This window comes from Amycolatopsis sp. WAC 04182 (assembly GCF_003947465.1).
In the GTDB taxonomy this organism is placed as follows: Bacteria; Actinomycetota; Actinomycetes; order Mycobacteriales; family Pseudonocardiaceae; genus Amycolatopsis.
The window spans coordinates 946,259-959,591 of the sequence record NZ_QHJJ01000002.1 but is presented as its reverse complement, the minus strand read 5'-3'; the positions used below and the strand labels follow the sequence as shown (position 1 = coordinate 959,591).

General features: G+C 69.6%; 13 protein-coding genes and 1 pseudogene. 12 read left to right on the top strand and 2 right to left on the bottom strand.

Translation table 11 applies throughout. The features are described 5' to 3' along the window. Nucleotides 1–15 precede the first annotated feature (15 nt). From DMH01_RS11715 to DMH01_RS11665, 11 genes are all read left to right on the top strand, one after another. On the top strand, nt 16–1,341 hold the full coding sequence (locus DMH01_RS11715) for an MATE family efflux transporter (RefSeq protein ID WP_125675899.1): 1,326 nt from the start codon (nt 16–18) through the stop codon (nt 1,339–1,341). Nucleotides 1,342–1,477: 136 nt separating this feature from the next. Continuing rightward, the gene (locus DMH01_RS11710; RefSeq protein ID WP_125675897.1) at nt 1,478–2,788 is read left to right on the top strand and encodes a nitrate/nitrite transporter; all 1,311 of its coding nucleotides are present in this window, start codon (nt 1,478–1,480) and stop codon (nt 2,786–2,788) included. A gap of 29 nt (nt 2,789–2,817) precedes the next feature. After that, nucleotides 2,818–3,741, top strand: coding sequence for a tRNA pseudouridine(55) synthase TruB (truB, locus tag DMH01_RS11705; RefSeq protein WP_125675895.1), 924 nt, complete (start codon nt 2,818–2,820; stop codon nt 3,739–3,741). Between the two features lie 39 nt (nt 3,742–3,780). Beyond that, the gene (locus DMH01_RS11700; protein WP_125675893.1) at nt 3,781–4,743 is read left to right on the top strand and encodes a bifunctional riboflavin kinase/FAD synthetase; all 963 of its coding nucleotides are present in this window, start codon (nt 3,781–3,783) and stop codon (nt 4,741–4,743) included. 116 nt (nt 4,744–4,859) lie between these two features. Next, nucleotides 4,860–5,342, top strand: a complete 483-nt coding sequence (locus DMH01_RS11695; protein WP_125675891.1) for a helix-turn-helix transcriptional regulator — start codon at nt 4,860–4,862, stop codon at nt 5,340–5,342. A gap of 110 nt (nt 5,343–5,452) precedes the next feature. Next, complete coding sequence (gene thpR / locus DMH01_RS11690) at nt 5,453–5,962, top strand: RNA 2',3'-cyclic phosphodiesterase (RefSeq protein WP_125676704.1); 510 nt, start codon at nt 5,453–5,455, stop codon at nt 5,960–5,962. Nucleotides 5,963–6,090: 128 nt separating this feature from the next. Next, complete coding sequence (rpsO, locus tag DMH01_RS11685; protein ID WP_003084034.1) at nt 6,091–6,360, top strand: 30S ribosomal protein S15; 270 nt, start codon at nt 6,091–6,093, stop codon at nt 6,358–6,360. 247 nt (nt 6,361–6,607) lie between these two features. Next, on the top strand, nt 6,608–8,872 hold the full coding sequence (locus DMH01_RS11680) for a polyribonucleotide nucleotidyltransferase (protein WP_125675889.1): 2,265 nt from the start codon (nt 6,608–6,610) through the stop codon (nt 8,870–8,872). 94 nt (nt 8,873–8,966) lie between these two features. After that, the gene (locus DMH01_RS11675; protein WP_125675887.1) at nt 8,967–10,331 is read left to right on the top strand and encodes a pitrilysin family protein; all 1,365 of its coding nucleotides are present in this window, start codon (nt 8,967–8,969) and stop codon (nt 10,329–10,331) included. Continuing rightward, nucleotides 10,328–11,074, top strand: a complete 747-nt coding sequence (dapB, locus tag DMH01_RS11670) for a 4-hydroxy-tetrahydrodipicolinate reductase (protein WP_125675885.1) — start codon at nt 10,328–10,330, stop codon at nt 11,072–11,074. Before DMH01_RS11675 ends, dapB begins: the two co-directional genes overlap by 4 nt. Then, the gene (locus DMH01_RS11665; protein WP_125675883.1) at nt 11,071–11,520 is read left to right on the top strand and encodes a tetratricopeptide repeat protein; all 450 of its coding nucleotides are present in this window, start codon (nt 11,071–11,073) and stop codon (nt 11,518–11,520) included. Before dapB ends, DMH01_RS11665 begins: the two co-directional genes overlap by 4 nt. Here the strand turns inward: DMH01_RS11665 and DMH01_RS11660 are convergent. After that, a complete protein-coding gene (locus tag DMH01_RS11660; RefSeq protein WP_125675881.1) occupies nt 11,517–12,185 on the bottom strand; it encodes a GNAT family N-acetyltransferase in 669 nt (222 codons plus the stop codon). The genes DMH01_RS11665 and DMH01_RS11660 overlap by 4 nt on opposite strands. 52 nt (nt 12,186–12,237) lie before the next feature. Continuing rightward, nucleotides 12,238–12,759, bottom strand: a complete 522-nt coding sequence (locus DMH01_RS11655; protein WP_199745441.1) for a YqaA family protein — start codon at nt 12,757–12,759, stop codon at nt 12,238–12,240. Between the two features lie 323 nt (nt 12,760–13,082). Here DMH01_RS11655 and DMH01_RS43255 point away from each other — a divergent pair. Next, nucleotides 13,083–13,316, top strand: a pseudogene (locus DMH01_RS43255) (GtrA family protein); the annotation flags it as partial. Nucleotides 13,317–13,333 lie beyond the last annotated feature (17 nt).

The window sequence follows — 13,333 nt, the reverse complement described above, 5'->3', positions numbered from 1 at the left end:
GTCTAGTCTGCGTTGGTGCCTGAAGCCTCCTCCGAACCCGACGAGCGCGTCCCGCCGAAACGCGTGCTCGGCCTCGCCGTGCCCGCGCTCGGCGTCCTCGCCGCCGAACCGCTGTACGTCCTGGTGGACACGGCCGTCGTCGGCCACCTCGGCGCGTTGCCGCTGGCCGGGCTCGCCGTCGGCGGTGTCGTGCTGTCGCAGGTTTCGAGCCAGCTGACGTTCCTTTCGTACGGCACCACGTCGCGGACCGCGCGGCTGCACGGCGCGGGTCGTCGCGGCGACGCTGTCCGCGAAGGTGTCCAGGCGACCTGGCTGGCGGTGATCGTCGGGCTGGTCGTGATCGTCGCGGGGCAACTGCTGGCGGCGCCGATCGCCCGCGTCCTTTCCGGCGACGCCGCGATCACCGACGCCGCCGTCTCCTGGCTGCGGATCGCGCTGTTCGGGACGCCGTTCATCCTGATCACGATGGCGGGCAACGGCTGGATGCGCGGCGTCCAGGATTCCGCGAAACCGTTGCGCTATGTGCTGGCGGGCAACGGGATCTCCGCCGTGCTGTGCCCGGTGCTGGTGTACGGCGCGGACTGGGGGCTGGAAGGGTCGGCGATCGCGAACGTCGTCGCGCAGGTGATCTCGGCTTCGCTGTTCATCGCGGCCCTGGTGCGGGAACGGGTCCCGCTGCGCCCGGAGCCGAAGGTGATGCGCGCCCAGCTCGGCCTCGGCCGGGACCTGGTGCTCCGCAGCCTCGCCTTCCAGGCGTGTTTCGTCTCCGCCGCCGCGGTCGCCGCGCGGACGTCCACCGAGGCCGTCGGCGCGCACCAGGTCGTGCTGCAGCTGTGGACCTTCCTCGCGCTGGTGCTGGACTCGCTCGCGATCGCCGCGCAGTCGCTCGTGGGGGCCGCCCTCGGCGCGGGCGCGAGCAACCGGGCTCGCGGGCTGTCGCGCCAGATCACCGGCTACGGCCTGGTGTTCGGCTGCTTTCTCGGCGTCGTGTTCGCGTCGGTGGCCGGGGTGCTGCCGCAGGTGTTCACCTCAGACGCGGCCGTGCTCGGCCAGATCCCGCACGCGTGGTGGTTCTTCGTCGCGCTGCAACCGATCGCCGGGGTGGTCTTCGCGCTGGACGGCGTCCTGCTCGGCGCGGGCGACGCCGCCTTCCTGCGCAACGCGACCCTGCTGAGCGCGGCGCTGGGATTCCTGCCGCTGGTCTGGCTGTCGCTCGCGTTCGGCTGGGGGCTGGCCGGGATCTGGACCGGGCTCTCGCTGTTCATGCTGCTGCGGCTGGCGACCCTGCTGGTGCGGTGGCGCTCGGGGCGGTGGGCCGTCGAGGGCGCCGTCCGCGTTTAGTCCTCTCGATGCGGGAGGCGTGTGGCGAAAAGCACCCGGGTAACGGCTATGTTTCGTCGTTGCTTAGGCGCTACAACTATATGAGGCGGCAGTGCGGGCGTCTCCACGCCCGAAACCCTGCTTGAGGAGGAACACTGTGACAGGCCGAGCCACCCGCCGGTCCTGGTTCATCTGGTTCGCCGCCGTCACCGTCTACCTTCTCGCCGTCTTCCACCGCACCTCGTTCGGTGTCGCCGGGCTCCAGGCCGCCGACCGCTTCGGCGTCGGCGCGGCCGCGCTCGGCACGTTCACCGTCCTGCAGGTCGGCGTCTACGCCGCGATGCAGATCCCCACCGGCGTCCTCGTCGACCGCTACGGCCCGCGCCGCGTGCTCACCGGCGCCGTGTTCTTCCTCGGCCTCGGCCAGATCCTGCTCGCGGTCGCGGATTCGTACCCGCTCGGCCTGGTCGCCCGCGCCGTCGTCGGCTTCGGCGACGCGCTGACCTTCGTGAGCATCATGCGGCTGATCGCCGCGCATTTCCCCGGCCGCCAGTACGCCCTGCTCGCCGCGCTGACCGGGGCCATCGGTTACGTCGGCAACCTCGCCGCGACGGTCCCGCTCGGCCTGCTGCTCGACGGTCCCGGGTGGACCCCGACGTTCCTCGCCGTCGGCCTGGTGACCGCGCTGTACGCCGCCGTCGTCGCCCTGCGCGTCAAGGACTCCCCGCCCGGCGAGCCGGCGCCCGTGCGCGAACGGGTGCACCCGAAGCTGCTGGGCCGCCAGGTCGCCGCCGCGTGGCGCACCCCTGGCACCCGGCTGGGTTTCTGGGTCCACTTCAGCACGATGTTCGCCCCCAACGTGCTGACCATGCTGTGGGGTGTCCCGTTCCTCGTGCAGGGGCAGGGTTATCCGAAGTCCACCGCGAGTTCGCTGCTGATCGTGTTCGTGTTCGGCTCGATGCTCGGCGGACCGGTGATCGGCGGGCTGATCGGACGGCGCCCGTCGCTGCGGATGCCGCTCGTCGGCGGGTACATCGGCGGCGCCGCGGTGATGTGGGCGGTCCTGCTCGGCTGGGGCGGCACGATCCCCGTCGCGGTCCTGGTCCCCGTGTTCGCGTTCCTTTCCCTGGGCGGCCCGGCGTCGATGATCGGGTTCGCGCTGGCGCGGGACTACAACCCGCTCGCGCGCGTCGGCACCGCGACCGGGGTGGTGAACGTCGGCGGGTTCGTGGCCACGACGATCTCGGCGCTCGCGGTCGGCGTGCTGCTGGAGTGGACGGGCGGCACGTTCCGCCTGGCGCTGCTGTCCGTGATCGCGGTGCTCGCGTTCGGCACCTTCCGGATGCTCGTGTGGTGGCGGCGCACCCGTGCCGTGCTGTTCGAGGCCGAGGCCCGCGGCGAGGAGATCCCGGTGCAGATCCGGCGCCGCCGCTGGGACGCCGAGGCGCCACTGCCCGTCTCGTCCTAGGCGAAGGCCCGAAAGATAGGGTTCGGCCCGTGTCGCGCCCCAATCAGGCTCAAGCCAAGAAACGTCCCGCTCCGCCGCCCGGTCTCGTCATCGTCGACAAGCCGTCGGGGATGACCTCCCACGACGTCGTCGCCAGGGCGCGGCGCTTCATGGGCACCCGCAAAGTCGGACATGCCGGCACCCTCGACCCGATGGCCACCGGCGTCCTCGTGCTCGGCATCGAACGCGCGACGAAACTCCTGGGCCACTTGGCACTGGACCGCAAGACCTACCTCGCGACCCTCTCCTTGGGACTGTCCACCACGACCGACGACGCCGAGGGCGAGCCGATCGCCGAAGCCGCCCCGGATGTCGTCGAGAAGATCACCGACGAAGCGATCGCCGCCGGGATCGCCGCGCTGACCGGCGACATCCAGCAGGTGCCGAGCGCGGTCAGCGCGGTCAAGATCGACGGCAAACGCGCGTACGCCCGGGTCCGCGCCGGCGAAGAGGTCGTCATTCCGCCGCGTCCGGTCACCGTGCACCGCTTCGACCTGCTCGCCACCCGCCGCGAGGCGGGCCGGATCGAACTCGACGCCGTCGTCGAATGTTCGTCGGGGACCTACGTCCGGGCGCTGGCCCGCGATCTCGGCGCCGGGCTCGGCGTCGGCGGGCATCTGCTCGCGTTGCGGCGCACCACGGTCGGGCCGTTCACCCTCGCCAAGGCCCGCACCCTCGACCAGCTCGAAGAGAAGCCGGAGCTGTCGCTGGACCTCGACGCCGCCGTCGCCGCCGCGTTCCCGCGCCGCGATCTGGACGTCCGCATGGCGCAGGCGGTCCGATATGGACAGAGGGTGCCCGCGGCCGGGATCGAGGGCACGTACGGGATGTTCGGACCGGACGGCCGGGTGCTCGCGCTCGCCGCGGACGAAGGCGAACTGGCCCGGTCGGTGGTCGTGTTGCTGCCCGCCTAGGGTGGTGTCGGAGCTGGGCCTGAGGAGACGGGGCTAGAAGTGCAGCGTTGGCGTGGTTTGGGTGACCTCCCCGGGAGCTGGGGACGGTGTGTGGTGACGATCGGCGTCTTCGACGGCGTGCACCGCGGTCATCAGGAGCTGATTTCGAGGACGGTCCGCGCCGCCGCCGAACGCGGCGTGCCGAGTGTGGTGCTGACCTTCGATCCGCATCCGTCGGAGGTGATCCGGCCGGGCAGTCATCCGGCGCAGCTGACCACGTTGCGCCGCAAGGCGGAACTGGTCGAAGGCCTGGGCGTGGACGTCTTCTGCGTGCTGCCGTTCACGCTGGAACTGTCGCGGCTGACGGCGCACGAGTTCGTGCACGAGGTGCTGGTGGACAAGCTGCACGCGGCCGCGGTGATCGTGGGGGAGAACTTCACCTTCGGCGCCAAGGCGGCCGGTGACGTCGAACTCCTCCGCACGCTGGGGAAGCGGTTCGGTTTCGTGGCGCAGGGCGCGGAGCTGCAGGGGCTGCTCGCCCAGGAGCAGGCGGACAACGACATCACCTTCTCCTCGACCTACGTCCGCTCGTGCATCGACGCCGGAGACGTCGTCGCCGCGTCCGAAGCGCTCGGCAGGCCGCACCGGCTGGAGGGCATCGTCGTCCGGGGCGACGGCCGGGGGCACGATCTCGGGTATCCGACGGCGAACCTGTCGACGCCGCGGTTCGCGGCGGTGCCCGCCGACGGGGTCTACAGCGCCTGGTTCACCCGTTCGTCGGATTCCGGCCGACGGCTGCGTGCCGCCGTGTCGGTCGGCACCAACCCGACCTTCTCGGGGCGGGAACGCACCGTCGAGGCCTTCGTCCTCGACATCGACGAGGATTTCTACGGGCAGCACGTCGCGCTCGATTTCGTCACCAAGCTGCGGGATCAGGTCCGTTTCCCGACGTCGGAGGGGCTGGTGGCGCAGATCGACGAGGACGTCGCCCGTACCAGGGAACTGCTCGGCGGGCAGGCCTGACCGGTTCCGGCCTCGCCGGATGACAATCGACAAACACACCCGCTCACGTGCGTTCCGGTGGCAAGATGTCACGGACCGCGCATGGCGTTCGATGGGGTTAAGGGGAGCGGACCAAGGTGGAGGACCACAAGATCGTCCAGCGGAACATCGCGCTGCAGAAAGAGTGGTACGGGGAGCCGCTCGGCGATCGCGTGCGGAGACTGGTCGTCGCCTTCGACATCTCCCAGGCCTTCCTCGCCGAGGTCCTCGGCATCAGCGCGCCCATGCTCAGCCAGGTGATGAGCGGGCGCCGCGCGAAGATCGGGAACCCGGTCGTCCTCGCCAAGATGATCATGCTGGAGCGCAAGGTCCTGGTCCCGGCGGTCGCCGCGGGGGACCGCAAGGCCATGCAGGAGGCACTGGAAGACGTCCGTGATTCGCGGCCGACGGTGGGCCGGGACAGCATCCCGGTCGGTGCCGTCGCCGACGACCAGGGTGTGCTCGTGGCACTGCGGGACATCGGCGAGGACGAAGACCTCACCGAAGCCGCGAAGCTGCTCGACGAAGACTTCCCGTCCCTGGCGGACCTGCTGCGCCGGGCCGCGAGGAACGGTTCTTGATGGCGGAACTCGCGTGATTGACGGCGGAACTCGCGTGATTGGAGGCGTAACTCATGAGTTACGCCTCCAATCACGTGAATCACCAGTCTGATCACGTGAGTTCCGTGCCCATGACGCTCTTCAGTGCGTTGATCCCGCCGGACGCGGTCCTCGACGGGATCGCCGCGGCGCTCGGCACGCCCGAAGAAGACGATTTCCGCTGGTCAGCGCGCGAAGACTGGCATATCACCCTCGGTTTCTACGGCCGGGACGACCCGGCGGAACGAGGCGACTGGCTCGCCCGCCGGCTGGACGGCGCGGGCCCGATCGATCTCCGGCTGGAAAAGGCCGCGACATTCCCCGGGGTGCTGTGGTTGAGTGTGTCCGGAACCGGGCTCCACGAGCTGGCCGTCGAGGCCGGCGCGGAGAGTGAAGGCAGGCCGTACGTGGCCCACCTGACACTGGCCCGCTTCCCCCGCGACCGGCCGCGAGCCGCGAGCGCGTGGGAGGAGCGGCTGGCCGGGTTCACCAGTGAGACTTGGACGGCGACCGAGGCCGTTCTGATGAGCAGTGACCGTGAGCGAGGGCCGTCGCGCTACCGGGTGATCCGGTCGTACGCGTTGGACCACGCCCGCGCCTGAAGCCGCTGATCACGAGGCTGGTAGCCTTGACGATCGGGTCCGGCTGCAGTCCGTGGCGGCCGTGACCGTCTCACCCGGCGTGAAGACATCGTCCGGGCCGCACGGCACAGATATCTAGGAGCACCACTGTGGCTTTGTCCACCGAAGAGAAGAAGTCGATCCTTGCCGAGTACGGCGTGCACGACTCGGACACCGGATCCCCCGAGGCCCAGGTCGCGCTGCTGACCAAGCGCATCGTCGGCCTCACCGAGCACCTCAAGGCTCACAAGCACGACCACCACTCCCGTCGCGGGCTTCTGCTGCTGGTCGGCCGCCGCCGCCGGCTGCTGAACTACGTGATGAAGGTGGACATCGAGCGTTACCGTGCGCTGATCCAGCGTCTCGGCCTCCGCCGATAGCTTGAACCCGAGGGGGAGTGACCACATCGGTCGCTCCCCCTCGGTCTAAGAAGCTCGACTTATTCAATAGAGCAGGGCGCGAGCGCGCACGAGGTACCGTCCGCCGGTCCTCGGTAGTGGTTCCCGGGCAACGGCCCGGGGGCTTCGATCGAAGACCGGCCTCACTCCTCGAGCGTCCGCAGGCGAAACAGGTCCCAGGGTGGGAGACTCGCGCCGTTACAGAGGATCAAAAGAGGAGATACACCCTATGACCGACTCCACCGGAGTCACCGTGCACGAAACCGAAGCCGTGATCGACAACGGCCGTTTCGGCACTCGCACCGTTCGCTTCGAGACCGGCCGCCTGGCCCGTCAGGCCGCCGGCTCCGTCGTCGCGTACCTCGACGAAGAGACCATGCTGCTGTCGGCGACCACCGCGTCGAAGCACCCGAAGGACCACTTCGACTTCTTCCCGCTGACCGTGGACGTCGAGGAGCGGATGTACGCCGCCGGACGCATCCCCGGCGCGTTCTTCCGTCGCGAGGGTCGCCCGTCGACCGACGCGATCCTGACCTGCCGCCTGATCGACCGGCCGCTGCGCCCGTCGTTCGCCGACGGTCTCCGCAACGAGATCCAGGTCGTCATCACCGTCCAGAGCCTCAACCCGGACGACCCGTACGACGTGCTCGCGATCAACGCGGCCTCGGCCTCGACCCAGATCGCTGGTCTGCCGTTCTCCGGTCCGGTCGGCGGCGTCCGCGTCGCGCTGATCGAGGGCCAGTGGGTCGCGTTCCCGACCTGGAAGCAGCTCGAGGACGCCACCTTCAACATGGTGGTCGCCGGCCGCATCGTCGGTGACGACGTCGCCATCATGATGGTCGAGGCCGAGGGCACCGAGAAGACCCTCGACCTGATCGCCGGCGGCGGCAAGGCGCCGGACGAGATCGCCGTCGCCGAGGGCCTCGAGGCCGCGAAGCCGTTCATCAAGGTGCTGTGCGAGGCCCAGCAGCAGCTGGCCGAGCTGGCCGCCAAGCCGACCGGTGAGTTCCCGGTCTTCCTCGCCTACGAGCAGGACGCTTTCGACGCCGTCGCCGCCATCGCGACCGACGACCTCGCGAACGCCCTGACCATCGCGGGCAAGCAGGACCGTGACAACGCGACCGACCAGGTCAAGGCCGCGGTGCTGGAGAAGGTCGGCCTCGGCGAGGGCGAAGCCTTCCAGGGCCGCGAGAAGGAGATCGGCGCGGCGTTCAAGGCCCTGTCGAAGAAGATCATGCGCAAGCGCGTCCTCACGGACAAGATCCGCATGGACGGCCGCGGCCTGACCGACATCCGGTCGCTCGCCGCCGAGGTCGCCGTGATCCCGCGGGCGCACGGTTCCGCGCTGTTCGAGCGCGGTGAGACCCAGATCCTGGGCGTCACCACGCTGAACATGCTCCGCATGGAGCAGCAGATCGACTCGCTCTCCCCGGAGACCACGAAGCGGTACCTGCACCACTACAACTTCCCGCCGTTCTCCACCGGCGAGACCGGCCGCGTCGGTTCGCCGAAGCGGCGCGAGATCGGCCACGGCATGCTCGCCGAGCGCGCCCTGGTCCCGGTCCTGCCGAAGCGTGACGAGTTCCCGTACGCGATCCGCCAGGTCTCCGAGGCGCTGGGCTCCAACGGCTCCACCTCGATGGGCTCGGTCTGCGCCTCGACCATGGCGCTGCTGAACGCGGGTGTCCCGCTGAAGGCGCCGGTCGCCGGCATCGCCATGGGCCTCATCTCCGACGAGGTCGACGGCGAGACCCGCTACGTCGCGCTGACCGACATCCTCGGTGCCGAGGACGCCATGGGCGACATGGACTTCAAGGTCGCCGGCACCAAGGACATCATCACCGCGCTGCAGCTGGACACGAAGCTCGACGGCATCCCGTCGGAGGTCCTCGCGGCCGCGCTGAAGCAGGCGAAGGACGCTCGCCTCACCATCCTGGAGGTCATCGCCGAGGCGATCGACGGCCCGGACGAGATGAGCCCGTTCGCCCCGCGCGTCACCAGCGTGAAGATCCCGGTGGACAAGATCGGCGAGGTCATCGGCCCGAAGGGCAAGATGATCAACTCGATCACCGAGGAGACCGGCGCCGACATCTCCATCGAGGACGACGGCACGATCTACGTGGGCGCGGCCGACGGCCCGTCGGCGGAGGCGGCGATCGACAAGATCAACGCCATCGCCAACCCGCAGCTGCCCAAGGTCGGCGAGCGCTTCCTCGGCACCGTGGTGAAGACGGCCGCGTTCGGCGCGTTCGTCTCGCTGCTGCCGGGCAAGGACGGCCTGGTGCACATCTCGAAGCTGGGCAACGGCAAGCGGATCGCCAAGGTCGAGGACGTGGTCAACGTGGGCGACAAGCTCCGCGTCGAGATCGCCGACATCGACAACCGCGGCAAGATCAGCCTGATCGTGGTCCAGGAAGAGGACACGGCGGACTCGAAGGACGCCAAGGCCGCCGAAGGCGACAAGGCCGAGGCCCCGAAGGCCGACGCCCAGTAATCCTGGCTGGACCGATGTGAAACGTCAGGAAAGGGTCGTTCAGGACATTTTTCGTCCTGAACGACCCTTTCCTGACATGTGAGTAAGGAATCCGTTGGCTCGTCAGGTTCCCGGGCACGAACAGCCCGTCGGCAGCACCCGCACGCTGGAGTCCACTTCGGACGGTGCGGTGGTCAAGCGCAGTGTGCTGGCCGGTGGCCTCCGGGTCATCACCGAGCACGTTCCCGCCTCCCGGTCGGCGACGGTCGGGCTGTGGGTCGGGGTCGGGTCGCGGGACGAGCCGTCTTCGGTCGAGGGCGCGGCGCACTACCTCGAACACCTGCTGTTCAAGGGCACCACGAACCGGGACGCCACCCAGATCGCCGAGGAGATCGACGCGGTCGGCGGGGAGTTCAACGCGTTCACCGCGAAGGAGCACACCTGCTACTACGCGCAGGTGCTCGACGAGGATCTGCCGCTCGCGATGGACCTCGTCACCGACGTCGTGTTCGAGGCGCTGTGCACGGACAAGGACGTCGAGACCGAGCGCAGTGTCGTGCTCGAAGAGATCTCGATGCGTGACGACGATCCCGAAGACCTTCTGCACGAGACCTTCGTCGGCGCGATCCTGGGCAGCCACGCGCTGGGCCGCCCCGTGCTGGGCAGCGAGAAGTCCATCGTGGAGATGTCCGCTTCGGCGTTGCGCGGGTTCTACCGGCGCCGCTACACCCTGCCGCGGATGGTGCTCGCGGTCGCCGGGAACATCGAGCACACCCAGGTGCTTCGCTTGGTGCGCAAGGCTTTGCGGAACCGGTTGACCGGGACGGCGATGCCCGTGCCGCCGCGCGGCGGACGCGCGCGGATCGCGATGGCGCCGAAACTCGCGCTGCACACCGACGACACCGAGCAGGCACACGTGATGCTCGGTCTGCGTTCGCTGTCGCGGCACGACGACCGCCGGTTCGCGCAGTCGGTGCTCAACGCCGCGCTCGGCGGCGGGATGAGTTCGCGCCTTTTCCAGGAAGTCCGGGAGAAGCGCGGGCTGGCGTACCAGGTGTACTCGTCCGTCGCGAGCTACGCCGACACCGGGCACATGGCCGTGTACGCGGGCTGCCAGCCGGAGAAGCTCGGCGAGGTCGCCGGGGTGATCCGCGAGGTGCTCGAACTCGTCGGCAAGGACGGGCTGAGCGAAGCCGAGGTCGCGCGGGCGAAGGGGCAGTTGCGGGGCGGGCTCGTGCTCGGCCTCGAGGACACCTCGTCGCGGATGTCGCGGATCGGCAAGAACGAACTGAACTACGGCCGCTATCTCGGCGTCGACGACACGGTGGCGCGGATCGACGCCGTCACCACCGAAGAGGTCTGTGCGCTTGCTCGCACTCTGCTGCACCGCCCTGGTGGCGTGTCGGCGGCGGCGGTGGTCGGGCCGTACGCTCACGCCGACGACCTTCCGGACGACCTGCACGAGGTGATCGCATCATGACCGCTGGAATTCGCGTCGGTGTGCTGGGCGCACGCGGCCGGATGGGCCAGGAAGTGGTCAACGCCGTCAACGGCGCCGACGACATGGAGCTCGTCGCCGCGCTCGACGCCGGTGACGACTTCTCGGCGCTCAAGCAGGCTCAGGTCGTCGTCGACTTCACCCATCCCGACGCGGTGATGGACAACCTGGAGTTCCTGACCGGCAATGGGATCCATGCCGTGGTCGGCACCACCGGGTTCAGCGGAGAGCGGCTGGAGAAGCTGCGTTCGTGGCTGGCGGCCGACCCGTCGCTCGGCGTGCTGATCGCGCCCAACTTCGCGCTCGGCGCGGTGCTGGCGATGCGGTTCGCCCAGCAGGCGGCGCGGTTCTACAACTCGGCCGAGGTCATCGAGCTGCACCACAACCGCAAGGCCGACGCGCCGTCCGGTACCGCCGCGCACACCGCTCGGCTGATCGGCGAGGCCCGCGCGGAAGCCGGTCTCGCGCCGGGCGAAGACGCGACGACGTCCGAAGTGGACGGTGCCCGCGGCGCGCTGGTCGACGACGTCCGCGTGCACTCGGTCCGGCTGCCCGGACTGGTGGCGCACGAGGAGATCCTGTTCGGCGGCGAGGGGGAGACCCTGACCATCCGGCACGATTCCCTGCACCGCACGTCGTTCATGCCGGGTGTGCTGCTCGGCGTGCGTTCGGTGCTCACGCGGCCCGGCCTCACGGTCGGTCTCGAGAACATCCTCGACCTGTGAGGGCCCGCAACTTCGCGCTGGTGATGACGGCGGCGCTCGCCATCTACGTCGTCCTGCTGGCGGGCCGGGGCATCGCGCTGGTGCGCACCGGGGAGACGGTGCCGGTGCTCTTCGGCGTCGGAGTCCTGCTGCTGCCGCTGCTCGGGATCTGGATCATCGTGACCACCTGGCGTTCCGGCGTCCAGATCCAGCGGCTCTCACGGCGGCTGGACGAGGAGGGCGGCCTGCCCGACGTCTCCGACCTGCCCCGGCGGCCTTCGGGCCGGGTGGATCGCGACGCCGCCGACGCCTGGTTCGACGAACGCCGCGCCGAAGTCGAGGCGGACCAGGAGAACTGGCGCGTCTGGTACCGGCTGGCGTACGCGTACGAGATCGCCGGCGACCGGAAGCGGGCCCGCGCCACCATGCGGCGCGCCGTCGAACTCGAAGCCGCTTCCCGCACTTAGCCCTCTGAATGCGCGGGCTCGATCCCGAGGACGGGCAGGCATTCGCGGACGGCGACCAGTTCGATGTCGTCCCGTCGCCGTTCGGCCCACTGCTCGCGGGTCAGCAGCCATTGCTTGATCCGCGCGGGTTCGCCGCGCCGCGTGTCCCAGGTGAGGCCGTTCGGCACGTAACCCAGGGCCTGGGAGACGCGGTTCGAGGCGTGGTTGTCGAAGAAGGCGTCGCTGGACGACTCGCGAGCTCCGAGCCCCTCGAAGGCCAGCTGCAGCACGGCCTGCCGCATCTCCTTGCCGAGGCCGCGGCCGCGCAGGTCCGGGTCGAGCCAGGAGAACGTGGTGACCGTGCCGAACGTGGCGAAGTCGACGCCGATCAGATCCTGCACGCCCACCGGCTCGCCGTCGACGACCACGACGAAGTACAGCCGCCACTGGCTCTCGGTCACCCGGCCGCGGCCCAGCCAGATCCCGCGTAGCCAGCGCCATTCGCGCTCCGGGCCGTCCGCGTAGAGCGAGGCCGGATCGTCGAAGGGCCACGGGGGTTCGGTGACCACGCCCTTGCGGACCGTCGGGATCAGCCGCTCCAGGAGTTCGTCCGTCGCTCCCAGCAAGGACAACCGGGGTGTGTGCACCTGCACGTTCAACGGCGGATACGCGGATGACGTCGGCATGGGCGGAAACCCTAGGGCGCGGCCGCCATGGAGCGCATCACAATATCGGCGCTCAGTAGTGGAACCAGCCCGCGAACAGGGCGGGGGAGGCGGCCAGCAGGCTGAACCGCAGCCAGCGGCCCAGGAAACCGGTGGCCAGGAACGTCGCCAGCGGCATCCGCACCAGCCCCGCGAGGACGCTCGTGGCCATGTACGGCGGCAGGCCGACGACCGAGCTCACCCCGTACGTGCCCGCCATCCAATGCGGATGCCGGTGGCACCGTTCGCGCAGTGCGTCGAGCCGGGCACGCATCTTCTTGGTGCGCACCCGCCATCTTTCCCGGCGCGGGGTGGGCGGCCGCTCCCGGTGCAGGCGGTCGTGCAGCGGTTTCGGAAGTTTGATCGTGCCCTTCGCGGCGAGGTAGTAGAGCGTTTTCCCGCCCACCTGCCCGGCCGCGACGATGGCGCCGAGCAGCAGCCACGGCATCGTCGGCTGGCTCGCGCACAGGCCGATGAGGAACATCTCGATGCTGACGACGGGGAGGATCGCGGAACCGAAGGCGACGCCGAACGACAGGAGCAACCAGCCCACCATCGTTGCCTCCCCGTTATCTTCGTTCTCTCCAAGCTATCAGCTGAAAACCAGGACGCACTGGGGCCAGCCCCCGTTCCCGGCTTCCGGGCCGCACCAGAAGATCACCTGTTCGTCGGCTCGCGGCCACCTGCCGCTGCCATGCTGGAGCCGTGGCCGACGTGCACGACGCGGTCCGCGGCAAGGGTTTCGCGGATCGCTTCGCCGACTTCTGCGCGGCCGTGGTGCGGCGCCTCCCCTTCGGGCTTTCCCGGCTGGTGGCGCCGAGTTTCCTCGGTTTCGCGCTCATCAACGGGTTCACCTTCGGGGTCGACCTGATCCTGCTGATGCTGCTCCGGAGCTGGCTCGGCCTGCCGGTGTGGCTGGCGATCACGCTCGCCTACGCGACGGCGTTCGGACTGAGCTTCGTGCTGAACCGCAGCATGAACTTCCGCTCGCACGCGCCCGTCGGCAGGCAGGCGGTGCTCTACGTCATCGCGATCGTCGTCAACTACGTGGCGTTCCTGCTCGGCGTCGGCGCCGGGCTGGCCGCGCTGGGCGTCGACTACCGCCTCTCCCGGCTCATCGCCGGGGCCTG

Coding starts and splice junctions, on each gene's coding strand:
- thpR (WP_125676704.1), top strand. CDS start 5,453: ATGACGCTCTTCAGTGCGTTGATCCCGCCGGACGCGGTCCTCGACGGG.
- DMH01_RS11680 (WP_125675889.1), top strand. CDS start 6,608: ATGACCGACTCCACCGGAGTCACCGTGCACGAAACCGAAGCCGTGATC.
- dapB (WP_125675885.1), top strand. CDS start 10,328: ATGACCGCTGGAATTCGCGTCGGTGTGCTGGGCGCACGCGGCCGGATG.
- DMH01_RS11660 (WP_125675881.1), bottom strand. CDS start 12,185: ATGCCGACGTCATCCGCGTATCCGCCGTTGAACGTGCAGGTGCACACA.
- DMH01_RS11655 (WP_199745441.1), bottom strand. CDS start 12,759: ATGGTGGGCTGGTTGCTCCTGTCGTTCGGCGTCGCCTTCGGTTCCGCG.